Source organism: Pseudomonas sp. Tof1 (genome assembly GCF_055390395.1).
In genome coordinates this window covers 737,501-762,127 of the sequence record NZ_AP024344.1, presented here as the reverse complement: position 1 = coordinate 762,127, position 24,627 = coordinate 737,501, and the positions used below count along the sequence as shown (strand labels likewise).

At 64.9% G+C, this 24,627-nt stretch carries 11 protein-coding genes, 2 rRNA genes and 3 pseudogenes (1 of these 16 running past the window's edge); 5 read left to right on the top strand and 11 right to left on the bottom strand.

The annotated features are described in order from the left end of the window. Window positions 1–68: 68 nt before the first annotated feature. The 3 genes and pseudogenes from ACZ5KU_RS03385 to ACZ5KU_RS03375 all read right to left on the bottom strand — a co-directional run bounded on the left by ACZ5KU_RS03385 (window position 69) and on the right by ACZ5KU_RS03375 (window position 4,982). A pseudogene (locus ACZ5KU_RS03385) lies at window positions 69–2,431 on the bottom strand (DNA polymerase II). A gap of 125 nt (window positions 2,432–2,556) precedes the next feature. After that, the gene (mmsB, locus tag ACZ5KU_RS03380) at window positions 2,557–3,444 is read right to left on the bottom strand and encodes a 3-hydroxyisobutyrate dehydrogenase (protein ID WP_054063724.1); all 888 of its coding nucleotides are present in this window, start codon (window positions 3,442–3,444) and stop codon (window positions 2,557–2,559) included. Window positions 3,445–3,458: 14 nt separating this feature from the next. Continuing rightward, window positions 3,459–4,982: a CoA-acylating methylmalonate-semialdehyde dehydrogenase gene (locus ACZ5KU_RS03375; RefSeq protein ID WP_054063723.1), complete on the bottom strand. Its 1,524-nt coding sequence runs from the start codon at window positions 4,980–4,982 to the stop codon at window positions 3,459–3,461. A gap of 128 nt (window positions 4,983–5,110) precedes the next feature. Between ACZ5KU_RS03375 and ACZ5KU_RS03370 the strand changes: the two genes are divergently transcribed. Beyond that, the gene (locus ACZ5KU_RS03370; protein WP_054060412.1) at window positions 5,111–6,058 is read left to right on the top strand and encodes a LysR family transcriptional regulator; all 948 of its coding nucleotides are present in this window, start codon (window positions 5,111–5,113) and stop codon (window positions 6,056–6,058) included. Window positions 6,059–6,093: 35 nt separating this feature from the next. Here the strand turns inward: ACZ5KU_RS03370 and yfiB are convergent, their stop codons facing one another. Genes yfiB through yfiR form a run of 3 tightly spaced genes read right to left on the bottom strand, consistent with a single transcriptional unit; the run spans window position 6,094 to window position 8,445 of the window. Then, entirely contained in the window at window positions 6,094–6,597 is a 504-nt protein-coding gene (gene yfiB, locus ACZ5KU_RS03365) for an outer membrane lipoprotein YfiB (protein WP_054060413.1), read from the bottom strand. Window positions 6,598–6,601: 4 nt separating this feature from the next. Then, on the bottom strand, window positions 6,602–7,873 hold the full coding sequence (dgcN, locus tag ACZ5KU_RS03360) for a diguanylate cyclase DgcN/YfiN (protein ID WP_054063722.1): 1,272 nt from the start codon (window positions 7,871–7,873) through the stop codon (window positions 6,602–6,604). After that, a complete protein-coding gene (yfiR, locus tag ACZ5KU_RS03355; RefSeq protein WP_054060415.1) occupies window positions 7,870–8,445 on the bottom strand; it encodes a regulatory sequestration protein YfiR in 576 nt (191 codons plus the stop codon). Before yfiR ends, dgcN begins: the two co-directional genes overlap by 4 nt. Before the next feature lie 345 nt (window positions 8,446–8,790). Between yfiR and ACZ5KU_RS03350 the strand changes: the two genes are divergently transcribed. The 4 genes from ACZ5KU_RS03350 to ACZ5KU_RS03335 all read left to right on the top strand — a co-directional run bounded on the left by ACZ5KU_RS03350 (window position 8,791) and on the right by ACZ5KU_RS03335 (window position 13,227). Continuing rightward, entirely contained in the window at window positions 8,791–9,642 is an 852-nt protein-coding gene (locus ACZ5KU_RS03350) for a sugar phosphate isomerase/epimerase family protein (RefSeq protein WP_464736834.1), read from the top strand. 12 nt (window positions 9,643–9,654) lie between these two features. Continuing rightward, window positions 9,655–10,713: an isopenicillin N synthase family dioxygenase gene (locus ACZ5KU_RS03345; RefSeq protein ID WP_464736833.1), complete on the top strand. Its 1,059-nt coding sequence runs from the start codon at window positions 9,655–9,657 to the stop codon at window positions 10,711–10,713. A 37-nt stretch (window positions 10,714–10,750) separates the two neighbouring features. Then, window positions 10,751–11,542, top strand: a complete 792-nt coding sequence (locus tag ACZ5KU_RS03340) for an ABC transporter substrate-binding protein (protein WP_464736832.1) — start codon at window positions 10,751–10,753, stop codon at window positions 11,540–11,542. A gap of 140 nt (window positions 11,543–11,682) precedes the next feature. Next, window positions 11,683–13,227, top strand: a complete 1,545-nt coding sequence (locus ACZ5KU_RS03335) for an amino acid ABC transporter permease/ATP-binding protein (protein ID WP_464736831.1) — start codon at window positions 11,683–11,685, stop codon at window positions 13,225–13,227. A 40-nt stretch (window positions 13,228–13,267) separates the two neighbouring features. Here ACZ5KU_RS03335 and recD read toward each other — a convergent pair. The 5 genes and pseudogenes from recD to ACZ5KU_RS03310 form a co-directional block, all read right to left on the bottom strand. After that, window positions 13,268–15,354 (bottom strand): annotated as a pseudogene (gene recD / locus ACZ5KU_RS03330) (exodeoxyribonuclease V subunit alpha). Beyond that, window positions 15,351–19,039 (bottom strand): annotated as a pseudogene (gene recB / locus ACZ5KU_RS03325) (exodeoxyribonuclease V subunit beta). The pseudogenes recD and recB overlap by 4 nt, the downstream one beginning before the upstream one ends. Beyond that, the gene (recC, locus tag ACZ5KU_RS03320; RefSeq protein WP_054060241.1) at window positions 19,036–22,497 is read right to left on the bottom strand and encodes an exodeoxyribonuclease V subunit gamma; all 3,462 of its coding nucleotides are present in this window, start codon (window positions 22,495–22,497) and stop codon (window positions 19,036–19,038) included. Before recC ends, recB begins: the two are co-directional and overlap by 4 nt. A 203-nt stretch (window positions 22,498–22,700) precedes the next feature. Beyond that, window positions 22,701–22,816: ribosomal RNA gene (gene rrf, locus ACZ5KU_RS03315) — 5S ribosomal RNA — on the bottom strand. A gap of 149 nt (window positions 22,817–22,965) precedes the next feature. Next, window positions 22,966–24,627, bottom strand: a 23S ribosomal RNA gene (locus tag ACZ5KU_RS03310); it runs 1,229 nt beyond the window's last position.

Below are 24,627 nucleotides of genomic sequence, written 5' to 3'. Positions count from 1 at the left end.
GCGCAAGCCAGGGTTCTGAAGTGCGCAAGTATCACCGCCCCTCCCAGATACATTGCAATACAAAACCCTCAGAACAGGCCCATCTGCCCGCCGATCAGGGTGGTGAAATCGTCCTGCACGAACGGCAGGATCGCGTCCGCCACCGGCTGCAACTGCTTGGTGATGTAGTGCTCGTAGTCGATGGGCGACCGACGCACCTCCAGCGGCTCCGGCCCGGCCTGGGCAATCACGTAGCTGATCCAGCCGCCGCCCTGGTACTGTCGCGGCCGCCCCTGGGCGACGTTGTATTCATCGGCCAGGCGTGCCGCCCGCACCTGCGGCGGCACGTTGCGCTCGTAGTCGCCGAGCCGCCGGCGCAGGCGCTTGCGATACACCAGCAGGTCATCCAGCTCGCCCGCCTGGGTACGCCGCACGTAGTCACGGACGTAATCCTGGTAGGGCTGGCAGCTGAAGATGCGTCGGTACAGCTCCTGCTGGAACGCCTGCGCCAATGGCGACCAGTCGCTGCGCACGGTTTCAAGCCCCTTGTAGACCATCTCCTCGCGGCCGTCGGCACGCACCACCAGCCCGGCATAACGCTTCTTGCTGCCCTCCTCGGCCCCGCGGATGGTCGGCATCAGGAAGCGGCTGAAATGGGTTTCGAACTGCAGTTCCAGGGCACTGTCCAGGCCCAGTTCCTGCTTCAGGTGTTCGCGCCACCAGTCGTTGACCCCGGCCACCAGCTGGCGGCCGATCTGCGCGGCCTCCTCCTGGCCATGGGCGCGCTTGAGCCAGACGAAGGTCGAGTCGGTGTCGCCATAGATCACCGTGTAGCCCTGGGCCTCGATCAGTTGCCGGGTGCGGCGCATGATCTCGTGCCCGCGCAGGGTGATCGACGAGGCCAGGCGCGTATCGAAGAAGCGGCAGCCACTGGAACCGAGCACGCCGTAAAAGGCGTTCATGATGATCTTCAGGGCCTGGGACAGCGGCGCATTGCCGTCGCGCTTGGCCGCCTCGCGGCCCTGCCAGACCGTCTCGACGATCGACGGCAGGCAGTGCCGCGTGCGGGAGAAACGCGCCCCGCGAAAGCCCGCCACCGACTCGCTGTCGTCGGGATGCCGCAGGCCCTCGATCAGCCCCACCGGGTCGATCAGGAAGGTACGGATGATCGACGGGTACAGGCTCTTGTAGTCCAGTACCAGCACCGACTCGTACAGCCCGGGCCGCGAGTCCATGACGAAACCGCCGGGGCTGGCCTCGGGCATGCGTTCGCCGAGGTTCGGCGCGACGAAACCCTGGCGATGCATCAGCGGCATGTACAGGTGGGTGAAGGCCGCCACCGAACCGCCGCTGCGATCGGCCGGCAGGCCGGTGACGGTGGCGCGTTCGAGCAGGAAGGTCAGTAGCTGGGTCTTGTCGAAGATCCGCGTGACCAGCTCGCAGTCCTTGAGGTTGTAGCGCGCCAGGGCCGGCTTGTCCTCGGCGAACATGCGATTGATCTCGTCCATGCGCTGGTAGGGGTTGTCGATCGACTTGCCCTCGCCGAGCAGGTGCTGCGCCACGTATTCGAGGCTGAAGGACGGGAAGCTCCAGGTCGCCGAACGCAGCGCCTCGATGCCGTCGATGATCAGCCGGCCGGCCGCCGCGGCGAAGTAGTGGGTGTTGCGCGCACCGTTGTCGCGCCAGCCCATGACGTCGCCCCCACGCCCCAGGCGCAGCGGGATGCTCAGGCGCTGGGCATGTTCATGCAGCACCTTGAGGTCGAACTGCACCAGGTTCCAGCCGATGATCGCATCCGGATCGTGCCGGGCCAGCCAGTCGTTCAGGGCTTCGAGCAGTTCACCGCGGCTCGCTCGATAGTCGAGCTTGAAATCGACCTGGCTGGCGTCACCGTTCGGCGGCCCGAGCATGTACACCTGGCGCTCGCCACAACCTTCCAGGGCGATGGAATACAGCTCGCCCTGCATGGTGGTCTCGATGTCCAGGGACACCAGCCTGAGCCGTGGCCGATAGTCCGCCGTCGCCTTGAGCTGGGTATCGAGCAGCGGCCCGTCGGTATTCGGCGTACCGGCGAACAACACCGGCGCGGTGATGAAACGCTCCATGAGAAAGCGCTCGGGAGGGCGGATATCGGCCTCGTAGACATCCACCCCGCCCTGGCGCAACAGCTTCTCGATGTTCATCAACTGCCGGTGCTGCTGGCAATACAGGCCACACACCGGGCGGTGGTGAAAATCCATCAGTGCCAGCGGGCGCCATTCCACCCCCGCTCTTTGCTCAACAGCTGGGCGGCACGCTCACGCTGTTCGGCGGGAATGAAGGCAACCGAGGGTTGTGGCGGCAAGCGCACGTGACGGGGGCCGGCGTCGGTCGCCAACCAGAATTCGACCTGCGTACCCGCGGGGGTGTCGCGCCAATGCCGGGTCAGGACAAAACCCTGCTGTAGATCCACCACCGCCCCCTCGAAACCGATTCTCGGCAGTCATTCTACTGTGCCGGGGGATACGCGGATAACGTTTGGACGCACGGCCCGGAAAAAACCGGGGACCCGCCCGACGCGAGCCCCCGGAAAAAACCTTACTCGGGTTTGCGATAGGCGCCGATGATGGCCGAGAAGTCCTTGCCACCCTCCCCGCGCAGGCTCATGGCCTGGTACAACTGCTGCGCCACGGCACCGAGGACCACCGGCTGGTGGGCCTGGCGCGCGGCCTCGGTGGCCAGGCCCAGGTCCTTGAGCATCAGTTCGGCGCCGAAGCCGCCGGTATAGCCACGCGACGCCGGTGCGGTGTCGATGATGCCCGGCCAGGGGTTGTAGGTGTCGGAACTCCAGCAGCGGCCGGTGGAACTGTTGATCACCCCGGCCAGCACCTGGGTGTCGATGCCCAGGGCGGCGCCCAGGGCCATGGCCTCGCTGACGCCGATCATCGAGATGCCCAGCAGCAGGTTGTTGCAGATCTTGGCGATCTGCCCGGTGCCGACCTCGCCGCAATGGACGATGTTGCGGCCCATCTGTGCCAGCACCGGTTGCAGGGTGGCGAACAATGGCTGGGAAGCGCCGACCATGAAGGTCAGGGTCCCGGCCGCCGCGCCACCGGTACCGCCGGATACCGGCGCATCGGCCATCGCCACATTCTGTTTCGCCGCCGCGGCGGCAACGTCCTTGGCGGTCTGCGGATCGATGGTGCTGCAGTCCACCGCCGGCACGCCGGCGCCGATCCCGGCCAGCACCCCGTCCTCGCCCAGCCAGACGCTGCGCACATGGGCGGCGGCCGGCAGCATGGTGATCACCAGTTCGCTGCCCTCGGCCGCGGCCTTGGGCGAGGTGCTGATGGTCCCGCCGAGGGCCGCCAGCTCCTTGAGCACCGTCTGGTTCAGGTCGAACAGGTTCAGGCTGTGCCCGGCCTTGATCAGGTTGCGCGCCATTGGCGCGCCCATGTTGCCCAGTCCGATAAATGCGATCTTCATGGCCCGTTCCTCGCTCAGCGCAGGTTGATGGTGGTGTTCACGCCATGGTTCTCACTGTCGTCATCGAACCAGCGCGCGGTGACCGTCTTGGTCTGAGTGTAGAACTGCACCACCTGCTTGCCGTAGGGACCCAGGTCGCCGAGCTTGGAGCCACGGGAGCCGGTGAAGCTGAAGAACGGCACCGGCACCGGGATCGGGATGTTGATGCCGACCTGGCCGATATCGATCTCGCTCTGGAACTTGCGCGCCGAGGCGCCGCTCTGGGTGAACAGGCCGGTGCCGTTGCCGAAGGGGTTGGCGTTGACCAGGGCGATGGCCTCGTCGAGGGTGTCGACCTCCATCACCGCCAGCACCGGGCCGAAGATTTCCTGGGTGTAGATCTGCATGTCGGTGGTCACCCCGGAAAACAGGGTCGGGCCGACGAAGTTGCCCTGCTCGAAGCCCGGCACGACGATAGCGCGGCCGTCCAGTTCGAGCTTGGCGCCTTCCTGGATGCCGCTTTCGATCAGGCCCAGCACCCGCTCCTTCGCCCGCTTGGAAATCAGCGGACCGACATCGGTGCCCGGCTCGCTGCCGGCGTTGACCTTGAGCTTCTGCGCCAGCGCCTTGAGGTCCGGCAGCCATTGCTTCGCCGCCCCTACCAGCACCACCACCGAGGTGGCCATGCAACGCTGGCCGGCCGCACCGAAACCGGCGCCGACCAGGGCATTGAGGGTCTGCTCGCGGTTGGCGTCGGGCAGCACCACGGCGTGGTTCTTCGCGCCCATCATCGACTGCACGCGCTTGCCATGACGACCGGCGAGGTCATAGACGTGGGTACCGACGGCGGTCGAACCGACGAACGAGACCGCCTTGATGTCCTTGTGGGTGCACAGCGCATCCACCACCTCCTTGCCGCCGTGCACCACGTTGAGCACGCCCGGCGGCACGCCGGCTTCCAGCGCCAGCTCCACCAGCATCAGGGTCGACAGCGGGTCCTGTTCGGACGGTTTGAGAACGAAGGTGTTGCCGCAGGCGATCGCCATCGGGAACATCCACAGCGGGATCATCGCCGGGAAGTTGAACGGGGTGATCCCGGCGCAGACGCCGATCGGCTGGCGCAGGGTGTAGGTGTCGACGCCACCGGCGACGTTCTCGGCGAACTCGCCCATCTGCAGGGTGCCGATCGAGCAGGCGTGCTCGACCACTTCCAGGCCGCGGAAGATATCGCCCTCGGCGTCGGCCAGGGTCTTGCCCTGCTCGGCGCTGAGCACGGCGGCGATGCGCTTGGAATGTTCGCGGATCAGCGCCTGCAGCTTGAGCATGATGCGCATGCGGGCGCCGATGGGGGTCAGCTTCCAGGTCTGGAAGGCACGCTGGGCGGCGTCTATCGCCGCATTCACTTCAGCGGCAGTGGCGAAGGGCACCTTGGCCAGCACTTCCTGGGTCGCCGGGTTGACGATGTCGTGCCACTCACTGCTCTGGGATTCGACCCACTCGCCGTCGATCAGCAACCGGGCGGTCTTGAGGGTGGCGTCGGGCTTGAGAGAAACGTTCATGGAAGTCTCCTGAATTATTGTAATGGCCGAATCCCGGACGGGACGATACCCGAGCATGGTGACTGGACTGTTTTTGGAGTATAGATGTGCATTCTTCTAATAAGAACGCACATAAAAACCGGATCAACATGCAAAAAAACATCACGTCTTTGGGTTCATTGAACTGGGACGACCTGAAGTTTTTCCTTGAGGTTGCCCGTACCCGCAAGGCCAGCAGCGCGGCCAAGCGCCTGGCGGTGGACTACACCACGGTGTCACGGCGCATCAGTTCGCTGGAGGCGGCCCTGGGCACCCTGCTGTTCGAAAAGTCGCGCACCAGCGGCTTCGTCCTCACCGCCGAGGGCCAGCGCCTGATGGGCTATGCCGAGTCCATCGAAAGCACCCTGCACATGGCCTGCGAGCAGGTGTCGGGGTCTGGCGTGGCGCTCTCGGGGCATGTGCGCATGGGCTGCACGGAGGGCTTCGGCAGCTTCTTCATCACCCCGCAACTGAGCCATTTCGTCGACGCCTACCCGGCGATCTCGGTGGATATCCTGCCGCTGCCGCACTTCATCAGCCTGTCCAAGCGCGAGGCGGATATCGTCATCGCCCTGGAGCGCCCGGAGCACGGGCCCTATGTGTGCTGCAAGCTGTGCGACTACCGCCTGCAGCTGTACGCGACCCAGCCGTACCTGGACCAGCACCCGCCGATCCGTCGCGCCAGCGACCTGGGCCGGCACCGTTTCGTCAGCTACGTCGACGACCTGGCGTTCAGCAACGAGCTGCTGTACCTGGCCAACCTGCTGCCCAACGCCACCGCCAACCTGCGCAGCACCAGCGTGATCGCCCAGTTCGTCGCGGCGCAACAGGGCCGGGCGCTGGCGATCCTGCCGTGTTTCCTGGCGGCCCAGGACCCGAACCTGCTGCCGGTGTTGCCGGATGAGGTGAGTATCACCCGGCAGTTCTGGATGTATTGCCGGGAAGATCTGCGCAAACTCAAGCGGATCAATCTGTTGTGGGACTACATTCGGGAAGTCACGGAACTGAATCGGCCGCTGCTGCTGGGGGAGACGCGGGCGCTTCGGTTCGTCGATTAGAATGCCGCCAGTCGGATAGGCCTCTTCGCGGGCACTCAGTCGGCAATCACCACGATCGCCACCCGGCGGTTTTCTGTCCGCCCGGCCACGGTGCTGTTGCTGGCCACCGGTTCGCGGCTGCCCAGGCCGCGGACCTGGATGTTTTCCGGCTTCATCCCGGACTGCCGCAGTACCGTCGCCACACTGTTGGCCCGGCGTACCGACAACTGTTCGTTGTAGTCGTCCTTGCCCGACGCATCGGTGTGCCCATCCACCCGCACCCGCTGGATATCCACGCTGAGCAGGGCCCTGGCGATCCGCTCGACGATGGCCTGGCTTTGCGGGTTCAACCCATCCAGGTCACTGCCGAACAGCACCTTGCCCGACAGGCCGAAAGCCCAGCCATCGTCCGTCAGTTCGAAACCCTGCTGCTTGAGGACGGCGATCTGCGCCGGGCTCAGGCCTTTCTGCGCAGCCGTCTGGCAGCCGCCCAGCGCCAGCAGGGCGGCAAACAGGGCAACGCTGAAAAATCGCAGGGAACGTTGGGTCAAGGTAGACAAGGGTTCAACTCCTGGTGGGGACTGAGGCGGCGCTGTGCTCCGACTGCGCGGTGTGTCGACTGCCTCGGGAAAGGCGCTTGGCCTGGTACATGGCGCCATCGGCGGCATTGAGCAACGAGCCCGGGGTGTTGCCGTGATCGGGGTAGACGGCGATGCCGATACTCAGCGAGGTGACGACCTGGGTCGGGCCGGGCACCGGGATCGGCAGTTCCATGCTGGCGATGATCTTCTCGGCAATCTGCTCGGCGTCCTCGATGCTGTGCAGCGGGGTCAGCAACACGGCGAACTCGTCGCCGCCAAGCCGCGCCACCAGGTCATCTTCACGCAGTTGCGCGCGCACCCGCGTGGCCACGGCCACCAATACCGCATCGCCTGCCGCATGGCCGAAGGTGTCGTTGATTTCCTTGAAGCGGTCGCTGTCGAGAAACAGTACCGCCACCCGCTCGCCCTGCCGGGCACCGTTGCGCAAGGCGCGCATCAGCCGACCTTCGAAGAAGGCCCGGTTGGGCAGGCCGGTCAGGCTGTCGTGGCTGGCCTGGTGCGCCAGGGTCTGGTTTTCGTTCTGCAGGTGCGTCTGCCAGGCTTCCAGCTCATCGAGCAGGGCATTGAAGTCGTTGCCGAGGTTGTCCAATTCGACAATCTGCGCCGGCGGTACCCGCCGCTCGAAGGCCCGCTCGCTACGCACGGCGTGGGCCACTTCGGCCAGGCTGCGCAGCGGCACGAGGATCCCGCGCAGCAGCCGGCGGGCCAGATACAGGCCGAGCCAGGCCGCCAGCACGCTGCACACCAGGATGCCGGCCAGGCCGCTGAGCAGGTAGCGCATCAGGCTGGCGCCATGACCGGTCAGGCGCACGCTGCCAACCTCGCGGTTCTGGTGCAGGATCGGCAGTTCGATGGGCTGTTCCAGCAGGCTCCTCGCCAGTTGCATTTCCAGCCGCGACAGCAGACCGGTTTCCGGGCGTTGCCAATGGGCCAGGCGCTGGCCGCTGGCGGTGAAGATCTCGGCCTCGGCCACTTCTTCGGTCGAGGCGATCAGGTCCAGGGCTTCGGTCGCCGCACTGCGGTCGTTGAACACCACCGCCGCCTCGACGGTGTAGCTGATGGAGCGGGCGATCAGGTGCAGGTTGTGGTCGGCGTAGACCCGAAGCGCCAGCACACCGAGCAAGGTCAGCGAAACGCTGACCAGGCCGACCGCCGCCAGGGCCACCAGCATGTGCCCACGCCCCAGCACCGAACGCAGGGTGCGGCGGTTGTCCGGCTTGTGCAGACCGATCATGGCTGTGGGGCCCGCCGGCGGGACAGTTGCAGGACGCTGGGGTGAATGCGCACGCCGCTGCGGGCCACCGAATCCAGGTTGACCTCGAACGCCACCTGCTCGTCGCCGACACGCAGGCAGAACAGGCTGCCGACGACGCAATGATCGCCTTCTTCGCTGATGCTCAGCACCGCATGGCCGGCCAGTGACGCGAACAACTGGTTGCGCTCGTTGCTGGACAGTTGGCCGATGTACACCGCGTCACAGCTGTCGCCCACGGCCGGATTGCTGGCCAGCAGGCGCTGTACCAGCACCGGGCGGCCGGTGGCCTGGGTCGTGCCCTTGACCAGGTCATCGGTGTATTGGGTCGGCCCGACGATGCACAGGCGCAGCTGCGCCGGCTCCACCGGCCAGCGGGCGTAGCTGAGAATACCCAGCACCACCTGGGTGACGGCCTGGGCCCGCTGCTCGGCGCCGCCACGGGGAGCGGCGTCTTCGGCCATGCCCGAGTGCATGAACAGGCAACACAGGACGGACGCCGCGAACTGTCTTGAGCCAAAAAACCGCCACATCATCCAGGCAGCCATGTTCATGTGAGAATTCTCTGGATACTACGTCAGAATATTGCCGCAACGATAGCATATAGCTGGCAAACCAGCGTTAGATTGAGATCATGCATAGCCCACTATTGGTTTAGAAATCTCTGAAGTATCGATTTGAGGTTTGCTATTTTTTCCCGCCTGCGGGGCTGCCTAAGATCGACCCATCGCCCTTCGCAGGCTGGTTCATGACGCTGCGCAAGCGGCGCCTGGCGTCAGTGAGACCGCCCCACAGAAGAGGGCCGGCTCGACGAAACCTTTCCAACTGCCCTAACCGCTCGCCCAGGCTTCACGCCGTGGCGGGTCCCGAGCAGCTTGAGGTTTGGTCGAGGTTCACTGATGAAACTGGAGATTTTCCGCACCCTGTGGGGCTACACCGCCAGCAAGGCCCAGGCACTCGACGAGTTGCTGGAGGCCGGCTTCGACGGCATGGAAGCCCGCCTGCCACTGGCGGCCGCAGAACGTGCCGAGTTCGCCGCCTTCCTGCGTGCCAACCGCACGCCTTACATCAGCACCGTCTTCACCTCCTACGATGTGCTCCCCGAGCAGTCGGCAGCCCCCGTCGAGCATCTGCGCGACCTCGAACAGAAACTCGCCTGGGCCGCCGAGCTGGAGCCACGTTTCGTCAACGTACTGGCCGGCAACGACCGCTGGCCCCTGGCGCAGCAGGTGGAGTTCTTCGGCCAGGCCATGGACCTGGCCCGCCGGCAGGGCCAGGCCTGCAGTTTCGAAACCCATCGTGCACGCTCGCTGTTCAACCCCTGGGTGACCCTTGAGCTGATCCGGCAACTGCCCGACCTGCGCTTCACCAGCGACATCAGCCACTGGGTGGTCACCTGCGAGCGCCTGCTCGACGACCCGGCCGACGACCTGCGGCCATTCGTCGAGCGCGTCCACCATATCCAGGCCCGGGTCGGCTATGACCAGGGCCCGCAGGTGCCTCATCCCGGCGCCCCGGAGTACGCCCGCGAGCTGGCCTTCCACCAGGCCCACTGGGAAAGCGTCTGGCGCGCCCAGCAGGCCCGCGGTTACACGGTCAGCACACTGACCCCGGAGTTCGGTGCCGACGGCTACCTGCATCACCTGCCCTTCACCAACGTTCCGGTCGCCGACCTGTGGTCGCTCAACGTGTGGATGGCCCGCACCGAGCGCGAGCACTTCGACCGTTTCCGTCATTCAACCCAACCGTGAGGCGTTCGCGTCATGCCTGAGAACAGTCACAAGCATCCGGCCCAGGCCAATTTCAAGAGCATTCCGGTGGTGGATATCGCCGGGTTGTTCAGCGTCGAACTGGAACATCGGCTGGCGGTCGCCGATCAATTGGGCACCGCCGCCAGCGAGGTCGGTTTCCTCTACATCACCGGGCACGGCATCGACCCGCAACTGATCGCCAAGCTGCGCCAGGCGGCCAGGGACTATTTCGCCCAACCGTTCGAAACCAAGATGCAGCACTACATCGGCACCTCGAAGACCCACAAGGGCTTCGTGCCCGAGGGCGAAGAGGTGTATGCCAAGGGCAAACCGGACCACAAGGAAGCCTTCGACATCGGCTTCGAGGTGCCGGCGGACGACCCGCTGGTGCTGGCCGGCACCCCGCTGCTGGGGCCGAACGAATGGCCGACGCTACCGGGTTTCAAGGAGGCCGCGCAGGCCTACTACGCCGCGGTTTTCGCCCTGGGACGCAAGCTGTTCGGCGGTTTCGCCCTGGCCCTGGGATTGGAGGAAAACACCTTCGATGCGCTGGTCACCCGGCCGCCGTCGAAGCTGCGGCTGATCCACTACCCGTTCGATGACGCCGCCCAGGACGCCCCGGGCATCGGCGCCCACACCGACTACGAGTGCTTCACCATCCTGCTGGCCGACAAGCCCGGCCTGGAGGTGCTGAACGACCAGGGCCAGTGGATCGACGCGCCACCGATCCCCGGCACCTTCGTGGTGAACATCGGCGACATGCTCGAAGTGATGACCGCCGGTGCCTTCGTCGCCACCGCCCACCGGGTACGTACCGTCAGCGAGGAGCGTTACGCCTTCCCGCTGTTCTACGCCTGCGACTACCACACCCTGATCCGGCCGCTGCCGAGCTTCGCCAAGGCGGGCCAGGAATACGAACAGATCGCCATCGGCGAGCACATGTACGGCCAGGCGCTGCAGACCTACCAGTACCTGCGCCGGCGCGTGGAGAACGGCGAGATCGACCTGCCGGAAAAAGCCCGCAAACCCTCGAGTTTCGGTCACCTGAAAAACCAGGCGCAGCCTTCCTGAACCTGCCGCTCACCTACCCAACCCGGAGTTATCGTCCATGCTCAAGCACCTCCCTGGCCTGACCCTGCTCGCCACCACCCTGTTCTGCACCGCCAGCGCCTTCGCCGCCGCGACGGCCACGCCCGGCCAACTGAAAATCGGCATGGAAATCACCTATCCGCCCTTCGAGTCCTACGACGCGGACAAGAACGTGGTCGGCTCCGATCCGGAACTGTCCCACGCGCTGGCCAAGCACATGGAGAGCAAGGCGGAGTTCATCGACACCAAGTTTCCGAGCCTGATCATGGGCCTGAACGCCGGCAAGTTCGACGCGATCATTTCCGGCATGTACATCACCCCCGAGCGCCAGACCCAGGCCATCACCATCGCCTACGCCAGGACCGGCGCGGCGATCATGGTGCCCAGGGACAGCGGGCTGAAGCCGGCGACGCCGGAGGACCTGTGCGGACTGAAGGTCGGCCTGGAACAGGGCACCACCTGGGTCGCGCAGTTCCGCAAGCTGTCCAGCGAATACTGCGTGCCCAAGGGCAAGGGGGAGATCACCGTGAGCGAATACCCCTCGGCGCCGGAGGTCACCCAGGCGCTGCTGTCGAACAATATCCAGGCGCAGGTGGAAATCGCCGGTGCGGCGAAGATGATTGCCGAGCGGACCAAGGGCCGGGTGGTGGTGACCACCGAACATCCGATCTACCAGCAGACCCTGGGGATCTTCGTGAAGAAGGGTAATGACGCCACTTACCAGGCACTGCTCAAGGCGTTCGAGGAGACGAAGAAGAGCGGTGAGTACACGGCGATCCTGAACAAGTACGCGCTGGAAGCGGCGGAATAAGCACACGCCCCGTGGAAGACGCACCTCCTGTGGGAACCGCCCGGCCGGCTCCCACAAGGAAGGTGTTCACCCCGATCGGTTTCTCCAGGGGCAATGTTTTTCCCCAAAAAGGCGCCAGGCCCTGAATCACCGAGGTTCCCATGCAATTCGATTGGCCCTATTTTCTTTCGCTGTTCTCGATGCCCGCCTTCTGGCAGGCCTGTGTCACGGTGGTCGAGCTCAGCGCCCTGGCCTGGTTCATCGGCATGGTGCTGGGCTTCGTCCTGGCCTCGGCCAAGCTGTCGGCCTCGGCCTGGCTGCGCGCACCGGCCGCGGTGTACATCTGGTTCTTCCGCAGCATTCCGCTGCTGGTGCTGGTGGTGTTCGTCTACAACCTGCCGCAACTGTTGCCGGCCACCGGCCGGGTGCTGTCCAACCCGTTCTACTCCGGGCTGTTCGCTCTGGTGGTCACCGAGGCGGCGTATATGGCCGAGATCCATCGCGGCGGGCTGATCTCGGTCGCCAAGGGCCAGAAGGAGGCAGGCCGCGCCCTCGGCATCGGCCTGCTCGGGCTGCAACGGCTGATCGTGATTCCCCAGGCGTTCCGCATTTCGCTGCCGACGCTGATCAACGAATACATCACCGTGGTGAAACTGACGTCGCTGGTCTCGGTGATCTCCCTCACCGAAATCCTCACGGTCGGCCAGCGTCTCTACGCGCAGAACTTCCTGGTGATGGAAACCCTCGGCGCGGTGGCGGTGTACTACGTGCTGATCGTCAGCCTGTTCGGCTGGCTGCTGCAACGCCTGGAGCGCTACCTGGACCTGAACCAGCGCAAGCCGCAAGCCCTCGCCGACAGCGCCACCGCCAGCCTCAGGTCGCGCCTGCTGCCGTCACCGGCGAGCGTCCGCCCGCTGCCGATGGCCGGAGCCGCCCCGGCCCTGCAGTTGCGCAATATCCACAAGCGCTACGGCAATCACGAAGTGCTCAAGGGCATCGACCTGAACGTCGGCAGCGGCCAGGTGATCTCGATCATCGGCCCGTCCGGCTCCGGCAAGACCTCGCTGATCCGCACCATCAATGGCCTGGAAAGCATCGACCAGGGCGAAATCGTGCTGTTCGGCGAAAGCTTCATCAGCGCCAGCGACCGCGCCAACAGCCCGCAGGTCCGCCGGGGCGTGCGCAGCATCGGCATGGTGTTCCAGAACTTCAACCTGTTCCCGCACCGCAGCATTCTCGACAACGTCACCCTGGCGCCGCGTTATCACGGGGCCAGCCATGAACCGAGCGAGCAGCGGGCGCTGGCGCTGCTGGACAAGGTCGGCCTGCTGGCCCATGCCCACAAGTACCCGCACCAGTTGTCCGGCGGCCAGCAGCAGCGGGTGGCGATCGCCCGGGCGCTGGCGATGGAGCCGCAGATCATGCTGTTCGACGAGCCCACTTCGGCCTTGGACCCGGAGCTGGTGGGAGACGTGCTCAAGGTGATCCGCGAGCTGGCCGACGAAGGCATGACGATGCTGATCGTCACCCATGAGATGGATTTCGCCATGTCGATCTCCGACCGGGTGATCTTCATGGAGAGCGGCGTGGTGCAGCTCGATGCCTGCCCGCGGGAGATTCGCGAGGGTGATCAGGGGGAACGGGTGCGACGGTTCATGGGGATCGAGCGCCAGGAAGTGGCGGCGCTGGACAGGGTTGGGCGTTGAGGTGAGGGGGCGGCCCTTCGCGGGCAAGCCCTGAATCCCGCTACCCCAGCTCCAGCATCAGCCCGCTCAGGCGCTTGACCTTGCGCCGCACCGCCTCCTCGAACACCCCGCCACGCGGTTCGAGCAGGCTGAACCAGTCCTTGGCCCGGGTGATCCCGGTGTAGATCAGTTCCTTGGTCAGCACCGGGTTCAGCGCCTCGGGCAGGATCAGCGCGGTATGGGTGAACTCCGAGCCCTGGGACTTATGCACGGTCATGGCGTAGACGGTTTCCACATCGTTCAAGCGGCTCGGCAGGACGAACCGCACACCGCCCTGGCCGTCGTTACGGGGAAACGCCACCCGTAGCACCTGCTTGCCCACTTGCGGCCCATCGCGCTCGGCAGGCGCAGGGCGATACCGATATCGCCGTTCATCAGGCCCAGCCCGTAGTCGTTGCGCGTCATCAGCACCGGCCGGCCCTCGTACCAGTGCTGGTCGCTGTCGATCAGCCGCCTCGCATAAAGCGCTTCGGTGATGCGCTGGTTCAAGCCTTCGACGCCCCAGGGTCCCTTGCGCACGGCGCAGAGCAGCTGGAACTCGTCGAAGGCGCGCAGCACCGCACGCGCCCAGTCTTCCCAGCACGGGTCATCGAGGTCACGCTCAACGGACGGACGATGACCGCGCATCACGTCGAGGTAATGCCGATAGCCCTTGCGCTGGCTGCCCTCGCCATCGAGCACCAGCTTGTCGAACTTGCGGTCCTGCTCGCCCTTGAGGGCCAGGGCGAACAGGTCGGCATGCGCGCCCGCCTGCAACAGGGCACGGGCCTCGTCGGCCGCCTGCTGGTTGACCAGCCGCGCCAGCTGGCCGATGCCGCTGCCTTCGCCAAAGCGTCGCGAGTGGCGCAGCATCACCACCTGCTGGGCCAGCGAATGGCTGCCCTCGGCGGCCTCGCACAGGCCACTGGTGCCGATATCCTCGCCACTGACCGCCTGCAGCCAGGCGCGCGTGCTGGCGCTGTACCAGCCCTCCTCGGCATCGCGGCACAGGTCGCCGAGCACCGCACCGGCTTCCACCGAAGCCAACTGGTCCTTGTCCCCCAGCAGCACCAGCCGCGCATGCACCGGCAGCGCGTCGAGCAGGTTGGCCATCATTTCCAGGTCGATCATCGATGCCTCGTCCACCACCAGGACATCCAGCGGCAGGCGGTTGCCGGCGTGATGGCGGAAGTGTCGGGTGCCCGGGCGACTGCCGAGCAGGCGGTGCACGGTGGTCACTTCACTGGGGATCCGGGCACGCACCGCTTCATCGATGGTCAGCGAACGCACCTGGGCACTGATGGATTCGGTCAGCCGCGCGGCGGCCTTGCCGGTCGGTGCGGCGAGGCGGATGCGCAGCGGCTTGCCCGCCTCCACCGCCGGCGCCTGGAGCAAGGCCAGCAGACGCACCACGGTGGTGGTCTTGCCGGTGCCGGGACCGCCGGTGACGATGCTGAAAGCACCTCGCGTGGCCAGGGCACAGGCCAGTTTCTGCCAGTCGATGCGCCCGCTGCTGCCGGCGGCGCCAAACAGTTCGGTGAGGCGCCGGGCCAGATCGTCCGGGGTGGCTTCCTGTTCGGCCAGCCGCAGGCGCAAGGCGCTGTCGATCCGCCGCTCATAGGTCCAATAACGACGCAGGTACAACCGCCGACCACTGAGCACCAGCGGCCGCTGTCCGGCCTCCAGGCTCTCATCGTCGGCCAATGCCACCAGCGGGCTGGCCTGCAATGCCCGGCACCAGGCCTCGCCATCCAGCGCCACCAGCAGTTGCGAGGGCAGTAGCAGCGCCGCGCTCTGCACGTCGCCTTCCGGCGGCAGCGACAGGGCGAAGTCCGGCTCGCTCAGGGTTTCCAACAGGTCGAGACAGACATGCCCATGACCCAATTGATGACTGGTCAGGGCGGCCGCCAGCAGCACCAGCGGATCGCCCTGCGGGTCGAGCTCATGCAGGAAGGCCACGAACGCCTTGTCCAGCGCCCGTACCCAGCCGCGCTCGAACCAGCGTTCGAGCAACAGTAGCAGGTCCTCGGCGCGGGTCAGCGGTGCCAGTTCGGCGAGGCTGTCATCATTCAGCGCAGTGGGCAGCAGGTCGGCGAAGGAACGTTTCATAAAAGACTCCCCTGCTCCCAGGCGGGTTCGGATTTCGGTACCGGCTTGCCCTGGAACAGCAGGTCCAGTTGTTCGATCAACACGCGTGGCGGCCGGGCGAAATAGGCGCCCTGGCTCGGCGCGCGGGTGCCGCGCAGGAACAGGTACAGGGCCCCGCCCATGTGCCGGTCGTAGTCGTAGTCCGGTACCCGTGCCTTGAGCTGGCGATGCAGGGCCAGCAGGTAGAGCACGTACTGCAGGTCGTAGCGGTTCTCGAGGATCGAGGCGGCCATGGCCTGCTCGGTATAGGCCGCATCGTCGGCACCCAGCCAGTTGGACTTGTAGTCGGCCACGTAGTAGCGGCCCTGATGCTCGAAGGTCAGGTCGATGAAGCCCTTGAACATGCCGTTGAGCAGTACCGGTTCGGCCGCCGCCCGGGCGACGCCGCCGTGGGTGTGGCGACGAACCAGTGCGTCGACCTGCTGCACGTCGACCTTGTGGCTGGCGAACCAGAATTCCATTTCCACCTGGTAGCTGGCGAGGCTGTTGAGCGCCACCGGCGGCTGGCCGTCGCCAAGGCGGAAAGGCACCTGCAGCAGGTGCGCGAGCCAGTCGCTCAGGGTCTCGATCCAGCCCTTCCAGCCACGCAGGTTGCAGCGCGGCGCGACGGCCTTTTCGATCAGCGCGCGGTCGGCCGTGAAACGTTCGTCACCGGCCCACTCCAGCAGGCCATGGAGAAAGGTGCCGGGATTCGGCCCCGGGGAAAACGGTGGATATCGCCTCCGCTGGCCAGCACTTCGCGCGGCGCGTCCGGGTCCAGCCGCTCGTCGTCGAAGAGTTTCTGCGCCTGGGGGTTTTCCGGCGCTTCATCACTGCCGGCGCCCAACTGCTCACTGATGCGCAAGGCACTGTAGGAAGCGATCCACCAATGCTCGGCGGCCTTGCGCCTGGGCAGCAGCGGTTCGAGCAGGGTCGCCTGGTTGCGCGGCGGTTGGTAAGACAGGTCGTTGGGCGCGGGCAGTTCCTGGCAGGCCAGCGCCGGGCAACCCTGTTGCAGATCGCGCAACCAGCCCGCCAGGCCAGTGGATTCGGCCAGCACCGCACCGCCACCGAGCAGGTAGCCCAGGGCCGACAGGTGCAGCACCGAACTGTTGTGGTTGCCACGCTTGAGGTCGGCCACGCCCAGCCAGCAGGCGTGCCGGGCGCGGGTCAGGGCTACGTAGAGCAGGCGCAGGTCCTCGGCCAGGCGCTCGTCGTCGGCCTGGGCGATCAGTTCGGCGGTAGGCTTGAGGCTGACCTGGACCTTGCCGTCGCTGTCGTGGTAATGCAGCGGCAGCCGGCTGCCGTCCACCGGCTTGACCGAGCAGATGAAGGGCAGGAACACCAGGGGATATTCCAGGCCCTTGGATTTGTGGATGGTCACGACCTTGACCAGTTGCTCGTCGCTTTCCAGGCGCAGGATCTGTTCTTCACCGGCCTGCCCGGACAGCGCCAGGTGCTCGCCGAGGTGGCGGATCAGCGCCTGTTCGCCATCCAGCTCACCGGAGGCCTGTTGCAGCAGCTCGGACAGGTGCAGCAGGTTGGTCAGCACCCGCTCGCCGTCACTGCGGGCCATCAGCGCCTGGGGCAACTGGAAGTCATGCAGCAGGCGGCGCAGCATCGGCAGCACACCCTGGGTCCGCCACAACATGCGGTAGCCACGGAACTGCATGACCCGCGCCTCCCAGGCCAGTTCGTCCTGGTTCAGCCGCTCCAGTTCGGCCAGCGGCAGGTTCAGGGTGATACAGGCCAGGGCCGCGCGCAGCGGGCGCTCGACATCCGGCTCGGCGCAGGCCTTGAGCCAGGTCAGCAGGTCGTGGGCTTCCTGGGCGGCGAACACCGAGTCCTTGTCCGACAGATACACGCTGCGCACCCCGCGCGCGGCCAGCTCGCCGCGTACCGCCTGCGCTTCCTGGCCGTCGCGGACCAGGATGGCGATATCCGAGGGCAGCACGCCCTGCAGTTGGCCGTCGCGGCTGAAACCGACGCGGCCCTGCTGCCCGCCATTGAGCAGGCCGACGATCTCGCTGGCGCAACTGGCGGCCAGTTGCTGGCGGTAGACCGCGCCGGACAGCGGCTGCTCGGAGGACAACTGCCAGACGTTCAGGGCCGCCAGGGGCTGACTATCGATCTGGAACGCCTCCTTGCGGCCCTGGGACTCTACCGACACGAAGGGTACCGGGTTGTCTTCGCCCTCGCGGAACAGGAAGGCACCACGGCCCTGCTCCCGCTGCTCGGCCCGTTCGAACACATGATTGACCGAGCGGACCATCGCATGGCTGGAACGGAAGTTGGTGTCCAGGGTGTGCAGGCGGCCGAGGGTGGCCTGGCGCGCGCGCAGGTAGGTGTAGATATCGGCACCGCGGAAGGCGTAGATCGCCTGCTTCGGGTCGCCGATCAGGAACAGGCCGCCATCGGGGCTGTTGTCCTCGATGCGGTAGATGCTTTCGAAGATCCGGTACTGCACCGGGTCGGTGTCCTGGAATTCGTCGATCAAGGCCACCGGGAACTGCTCGCGGATCAGCCCGGCCAGGCGCTCGCCGCCCTCGGCACGCAGCGCGGCGTCGAGGCGCAGCAGCATGTCGTCGAAGCCCATTTCGGCGCGGCGGCGCTTCTCGTCCTCGAAGCGTGCGCCGACCCAGCGGGCGGCGTGTTCCAGCACCGCGGCGTCAGGGGTCGGCAAGGCATCGAGGCTGGCTTTCAGGGCGGCCATCGCGTCGAGCGCGGGATGCCGTGGGGCCTCGCCCTTCCAGGCTTCGGCCATGCCCTCGGGGGTCAGCCGGGTGAAGCCGGTGCCGATATCCAGTTGTTCCAGGGCTTCGTCTTCGGCCCAGGCGGTGAGCTTTTCGAACCAGGGTTCGAAGTAGCGCGCCTGCATCTTGCGACCGTCGACCGCCTTGCTTGCCACGCCTTGCAGGCAGATCTCGCGCAACTCGGCGGCCCACTGCTTCCAGGGTGCCTTGATCTGCAACAGGGCTTCACGGCGTTCGAGCAGACAGGCCTCGATCAGTTCGGCAGGCTCCGGGGCACCTTCTTCGTTGTCGCGGTCGACATTGCCGAACAGCGCACGCACCCTCGGCAATAGAGCGTCAGGCCCGACCCAGTTGGCGCGCACCCAGTGCAGCGCGTCGCCCTGCATCTTGTAGCAATAGAGCCGCCAGTAGTCGCGCAGCACTTCGCCGAGCAGCTCGCTGTGGTCGGTTTCCAGGGTCTGGGTGAACAGGCTGCCGCTATCGAAGGCGTGCTCGCGCAGCATGCGCTGGCACCAGCCGTGGATGGTCGAGACCGCCGCCTCGTCCATCCATTGCGCGGCGATGTCGAGGCGATTGGCGCAGGCGGGCCATTGCTCGGCGGCGTATTCGGCACGCAGTTGCGCGATCAGGTCGTCCGGGGCCGCGATCTCGTCGCGGAAAAACCGCGCGGCTTCGGCCAGACGGGTGCGGATACGGTCACGCAGCTCCTTGGTGGCGGCATCGGTGAAGGTCACCACGAGGATCTGCGGCGGCAGCAGCTCGCGCCCGAACCCGGCCGCTTCGCCGCCATGGCCGAGGACCAGGCGCAGGTACAGCGCGGAGATGGTGAAGGTCTTGCCGGTACCGGCACTGGCTTCGATCAGTTGGCTGCCGCGCAGCGGGAAGGCCAGGGCCAACGGTGTCTTGTCGCTCATGGGCGCGCCTCCTCGTTCACCAGGGAGCGCCACGGTGCTTCGAGCAAGGGTCGATAGAGGCTGTCGCACCAACCCTCGAATTCCTCGCTGATCACCAGCGCATCGTAGTCGGCGAACTGCCGAGCCAGGGCCGCACTTTCCCGCCGCTCGCCCTCGCTGTTGACGCCATCGCCCTCATAGGCCTTGCGGGCGGCGGCCTCGGCCTTGGCCGGATCCGGCTGGGATAACCAGGCGAACGCGGTCTTGATCGCCACCGGCAAGGGCCGGCGCATGCCCACCTGCCAGGCCAGCAGCAATTCGCCGAGCAGAGTGTGGGCCCGCTCCGGCTCGAAGGGAGGCAGCAACAGGGTATCGTCGCTGGCGACCAGCGCGGTGGATAGCGGCAGGCCGCAGGCACAGGCCACCAGATGCTCGACCCAGGGCCGGGTCAGGCGATGCCATTTGCGGGTCTTGAGCGAGCCGATGCCGTTGGGGATCGTCGTGACAGCCAGGTAGCCGCCATCGCTGCGTTGATGCAGGCCGGCCAGCCAGCCTTCCAGACGCACGCCACTGCTGCTATCGATGCTGACCGGCACGGCGCTGGGCACCGGTGTCGGCCAGAGCGTCAACAGTTGCCGGTAGCGCTCCAGCAGGCCGGGCAGCGGCTCGATCAGTTCCTGTTGCAGCAATTCACCGAAGCCGGCCATGGGCAGCAGGCCGCTGCCCTGCAGGCGCCGGGCCTGGTCGTTCAACGCCTGCTGGGGATTGTCCACCTGCTGCAAGGCGGCATTGAGCAGGCTGTCGCTGAGGCTATAGCGTTGCAGCGCATCGAGGACGAAGGGTTCCTCATCGGCCAATGGCGCTTCGGCGGCCTCGAAGAAGACTTTCAGGCGCTGGCTGAAGAAATGCCGCACGGGGTTGCGCAGGAAATCTTGCAACTGGGCCAGGGTCAGCGGCTCGTCCTGGCTGTAGGGGGCGAGCTCACTGGCAGGCTCGCTGGGGTCCTGCTGCTGGTGCAACTGCTGCCATTCACGGGCGTAGCTGAACAGGCCGACATCCCCTTCGTGGAAATAGCGGGCACTGAAGGGCTGCAGCGGGTGCTCCCGGGTCAGGGCTTCGAGCAGGCGTTCACCGTCGGCGTCGGGCAGTCGCCAGCCGCTGGCGATATGGTCGCGCAACTGGCCGATCAGTACCGAGGCCGGGCGCTCGCTGTTGTCGCGAATGCTGCGACCGACCCAACTGATGTACAACTGTTCACGGGCCGAGAGCACGGCTTCGAGCAGCAGGTAGCGGTCGTCTTCGCGGCGTGAGCGGTCGCCGGGGCGGTAGTCGCTGCCCATCAGGTCGAAGTCCAGCGGCGGTTGGGCGCGCGGGTAATCGCCGTCGTTCATGCCGAGCAGGCAGACCAGCTTGAACGGGATCGCCCGCATCGGCATGAGGGTGCAGAAGTTCACCGCACCGGCGAGGAAACGCTGGGACAGGCGGCCCTGGTCGAGACCGGCCAGCCAGGCCTCGCGCACCACGGTCAGCGGGAGTTCCTCCTGCAGGTCGACGGCCTCGCAGGTTTCCAGCCAGGTGGCGCGCAGTTGTTCGAGCTGGATCAACAGGTAGTCATCGTGCTCGGTACTGGCGAGAAAGAACAGTTGCAGCAGCGCTTGCAGGCGCTCGCCCCACTGCTGCGGGCGAGCCGGTTCGCAGAGTTCCTGGTGGGCGATTTCCAGGGCATCGAGCAGGGCGACCACCGGACCGATCAGCGCGGCATCGAGGCCGCCGATTTCGTCATAAGGCTCGATGCCTTCGCAGCCTTCACCACTGCCAACGGCGTAACCCAGCAGCATGCGGCGCAGACCGAAACGCCAGCTGTTCTGCTCCAGTTCATCGGGCAGGCCGAGATCGGCGCGTTGCTGGGCACTGAGGCCCCAACGGATGCCCGCGCCTTCGATCCAGCGATGCAAGGTCGGCAGGTCACGTTCCTGGACATTGAAGCGGGCGCGCAGGGCCGGCACGTCGAGCAGGTCGAGAATTTCGCTGACCGGGAAACGGCTGTCGGGCAGCTTCAGCAGGTGTTCGACGGCGATCAGCAGCGGGTCGCGCCCACGCTGGCCCTGGTCCGCCAGAGTGAAGGGGATGAAGCGCGGATCGCTGCGTTCGAGCTGGCCGAAGACCGCACGGATATGCGGGGCGTAGCTGTCGATGTCCGGGACCATGACGATCACGTCACGGGGGCGCAGATCCGGGTTGGCGCTGAAGCGGGCGAGCAACTGGTCGTGGAGAATCTCCACTTCGCGCTGGGCGCTGTGGGCGACTTCGAAGCGGATCGACTGATCCTGCTGCAGGTCGACGGCAGGCCAGCGTTCACGGGTTTCGGCCAGCGGGCGCAGTTCGAGGATATCGTCCTGCAGTTGGTTGAGCAGGGTCTGCGGCGTGCTGTCGCTGAACAGGTCGATGCGACCATCGCGAAAAGCCGCCCGGTAGCTGTTCGGGTCGTCGTAGCTGTCGAGCAGGTTGATGTAGTCGCGGCCCTGCTTGCCCCAGGCGGCCAGCAGGGGGTGGGCATGCTGGTGCAGGGCCTCGGGGTCGAGGCTCAGGGGCATGCCGGGCTTGCGTGATTGGCGCTTGTATTCGTTACGCAGCAGGTCCTTGTCGGCGACGATGTCGGTCCAGTGGTGACGGCAGGGGTTGTGTACGCAGAGCAGCACCTGGCTGAACCGCGCCAGGCCGGCCAGGGCTTCGAGGGCCTGGGCCGGCAGCGAGGAAATGCCGAAGACGATCACCCGTGGGGGCAGGCCTCGCGGGGCGGCTTCGAGGTTGTTGATACGCTCGATGAACCGCTGGTGCACACCGGCCCGGCTCTGGGCCATGCCTTCGGTGCCGACATCCAGCAACAGTGCGCGCCACAGCTCGGCCTGCCAGCAGTTGGCCGGGTTCAGCGGCTTGATCTCGCCGCGGACATTGCGCAACTGGTGGCGGCCGGCAGCCCAGTCTTCCAGCCAGTCGGCACGGTAGACCTGGTATTGGTCGAACAGGTCGGCCAGGCGTTCGGCCAACTGGTAGCGTTTGCGCAGGTCGCTGTCGTGGGTCAGGAAACGCTGCAGGGGTTCGAAGTGCGGCTGGTCGATCAACTCCGGCAACAGACGCATCAGGCGCCAGGTCAGCGGTGCCTTGTCGAGCAGCGACTTGGCCGGAATCTCGTCGCGCCCCAATACCATGCGGTAGAGCTGCCACAGGAAGGTACCGGGTAGTTGCACATCGATGGCGGCGGCGATGCCGCAGCCTCCGGAGTCGTCATCCTCGGCATCTTCGGCCAGGGCAAGCTTCAACCACTGGGCGATGCCGTTGCTCTGCACCAGGGCAATTTCGTTCTCCAGGGGGGCCAGGGGGTAACGCCGCATCACGTTGATCACCAGGCTGCGCAGTTCCTCAGGGCTGTTGCTCTGCACAACCATGAACGCAGGATTGAGTGACGTCGCGTCCGGCATGACGACTTCCTTGGAGAATTCAGAAACGAAGGCAGAACTTTAACATCTATGCCGGATGAGGATGGTGCTGCCCCCGTGCTGTGACGCGGAGCGTGGTGGCCTCTTCGCGGGCAAGCCCGGCTCCGGACGTTTCAATGCCGGTTTCAACACCGCAAAAGACAAAACCCCTACCTGCCTGCGCAGATAGGGGTTTTGGAATTTAATCTTGACGATGACCTACTCTCACATGGGGAAACCCCACACTACCATCGGCGATGCATCGTTTCACTTCTGAGTTCGGGATGGGATCAGGTGGTTCCAATGCTCTATGGTCGTCAAGAAATTCGGTAGCCGGCTCGTTGCTTGGACAACGCTCCAGCGAATCGGGTATGTGACAGTCTTTGGTGTTTTGTGCGTGGCAAACTTTCGGTTCACTTCGTCTTCATATACCGCAATCTGCTCATTCGACGCAAATTGCTTGGGTGTTATATGGTCAAGCCTCACGGGCAATTAGTATGGGTTAGCTCAACGCCTCACAGCGCTTACACACCCCACCTATCAACGTCGTAGTCTTCGACGGCCCTTCAGGGAACTCAAGGTTCCAGTGAGATCTCATCTTGAGGCAAGTTTCCCGCTTAGATGCTTTCAGCGGTTATCTTTTCCGAACATAGCTACCCGGCAATGCCACTGGCGTGACAACCGGAACACCAGAGGTTCGTCCACTCCGGTCCTCTCGTACTAGGAGCAGCCCCTCTCAAATCTCAAACGTCCACGGCAGATAGGGACCGAACTGTCTCACGACGTTCTAAACCCAGCTCGCGTACCACTTTAAATGGCGAACAGCCATACCCTTGGGACCGGCTTCAGCCCCAGGATGTGATGAGCCGACATCGAGGTGCCAAACACCGCCGTCGATATGAACTCTTGGGCGGTATCAGCCTGTTATCCCCGGAGTACCTTTTATCCGTTGAGCGATGGCCCTTCCATACAGAACCACCGGATCACTAAGACCTACTTTCGTACCTGCTCGACGTGTCTGTCTCGCAGTCAAGCGCGCTTTTGCCTTTATACTCTGCGACCGATTTCCGACCGGTCTGAGCGCACCTTCGTACTCCTCCGTTACTCTTTAGGAGGAGACCGCCCCAGTCAAACTACCCACCATACACTGTCCTCGATCCGGATAACGGACCTGAGTTAGAACCTCAAAGTTGCCAGGGTGGTATTTCAAGAATGGCTCCACGCAAACTGGCGTTCACGCTTCAAAGCCTCCCACCTATCCTACACAAGCAAATTCAAAGTCCAGTGCAAAGCTATAGTAAAGGTTCACGGGGTCTTTCCGTCTAGCCGCGGATACACTGCATCTTCACAGCGATTTCAATTTCACTGAGTCTCGGGTGGAGACAGCGCCGCCATCGTTACGCCATTCGTGCAGGTCGGAACTTACCCGACAAGGAATTTCGCTACCTTAGGACCGTTATAGTTACGGCCGCCGTTTACCGGGGCTTCGATCAAGAGCTTCGCTTTCGCTAACCCCATCAATTAACCTTCCGGCACCGGGCAGGCGTCACACCCTATACGTCCACTTTCGTGTTTGCAGAGTGCTGTGTTTTTAATAAACAGTCGCAGCGGCCTGGTATCTTCGACCGGCATGGGCTTACGGAGCAAGTCCTTCACCCTCACCGGCGCACCTTCTCCCGAAGTTACGGTGCCATTTTGCCTAGTTCCTTCACCCGAGTTCTCTCAAGCGCCTTGGTATTCTCTACCTAACCACCTGTGTCGGTTTGGGGTACGGTTCCTGGTTATCTGAAGCTTAGAAGCTTTTCTTGGAAGCATGGCATCAACCACTTCGCGTCCTAAAGGACACTCGTCATCAGCTCTCGGCCTTAAGATCCCGGATTTACCTAAGATCTCAGCCTACCACCTTAAACTTGGACAACCAACGCCAAGCTGGCCTAGCCTTCTCCGTCCCTCCATCGCAATAACCAGAAGTACAGGAATATTAACCTGTTTTCCATCGACTACGCTTTTCAGCCTCGCCTTAGGGACCGACTAACCCTGCGTCGATTAACGTTGCGCAGGAAACCTTGGTCTTTCGGCGTGGGTGTTTTTCACACCCATTGTCGTTACTCATGTCAGCATTCGCACTTCTGA

What these genes read in the sequence shown, in the direction of transcription:
- ACZ5KU_RS03345 (WP_464736833.1), top strand. Translation starts at nt 9,655, where the DNA reads ATGCCTGAGAACAGTCACAAGCATCCGGCCCAGGCCAATTTCAAGAGC.
- mmsB (WP_054063724.1), bottom strand. Translation starts at nt 3,444, where the DNA reads ATGAAGATCGCATTTATCGGACTGGGCAACATGGGCGCGCCAATGGCG.
- ACZ5KU_RS03335 (WP_464736831.1), top strand. Translation starts at nt 11,683, where the DNA reads ATGCAATTCGATTGGCCCTATTTTCTTTCGCTGTTCTCGATGCCCGCC.
- ACZ5KU_RS03370 (WP_054060412.1), top strand. Translation starts at nt 5,111, where the DNA reads ATGCAAAAAAACATCACGTCTTTGGGTTCATTGAACTGGGACGACCTG.
- ACZ5KU_RS03350 (WP_464736834.1), top strand. Translation starts at nt 8,791, where the DNA reads ATGAAACTGGAGATTTTCCGCACCCTGTGGGGCTACACCGCCAGCAAG.
- yfiR (WP_054060415.1), bottom strand. Translation starts at nt 8,445, where the DNA reads ATGAACATGGCTGCCTGGATGATGTGGCGGTTTTTTGGCTCAAGACAG.
- ACZ5KU_RS03340 (WP_464736832.1), top strand. Translation starts at nt 10,751, where the DNA reads ATGCTCAAGCACCTCCCTGGCCTGACCCTGCTCGCCACCACCCTGTTC.
- recC (WP_054060241.1), bottom strand. Translation starts at nt 22,497, where the DNA reads ATGCCGGACGCGACGTCACTCAATCCTGCGTTCATGGTTGTGCAGAGC.
- ACZ5KU_RS03375 (WP_054063723.1), bottom strand. Translation starts at nt 4,982, where the DNA reads ATGAACGTTTCTCTCAAGCCCGACGCCACCCTCAAGACCGCCCGGTTG.
- dgcN (WP_054063722.1), bottom strand. Translation starts at nt 7,873, where the DNA reads ATGATCGGTCTGCACAAGCCGGACAACCGCCGCACCCTGCGTTCGGTG.